Here is a 275-nt window from a genome sequence, read left to right on the forward strand (position 1 = left end):
ACCGGCGCTGCCAGTGCGAACGTCAGCGTGTCGCCGTCGGCATCGCTGTCGTTACCGGCAACAGTGCCGGTCACCGCCGCAGCATCCTCGGTCGCCGCATCCGTGTCGGCAACCGCAATGGGCGCGTCATTGGTGCCGGTGACCGTGATGGTCAGCGTCGAGCTCGCAGTACCGCCGTTGCCATCGGACACGGTATAGCTTGCGACCACGTCGCGGGTCTCGCCGGCACCCAGATCCTGATAGGCCGCATCGCTCGGATCGAAACTGTAGCTGCC

Annotated in this window: 1 protein-coding gene; it reads right to left on the bottom strand. The window is 66.2% G+C overall.

Going from position 1 to position 275, the window contains the following annotated elements:
* Nucleotides 1-275: Ig-like domain-containing protein (locus JNO53_RS15275; protein WP_203113646.1), on the bottom strand; the 275-nt coding region annotated here is incomplete at both ends.

The sequence above is a fragment of the Altererythrobacter sp. C41 genome, assembly GCF_016803135.1.
In the GTDB taxonomy this organism is placed as follows: Bacteria; Pseudomonadota; Alphaproteobacteria; order Sphingomonadales; family Sphingomonadaceae; genus Pelagerythrobacter.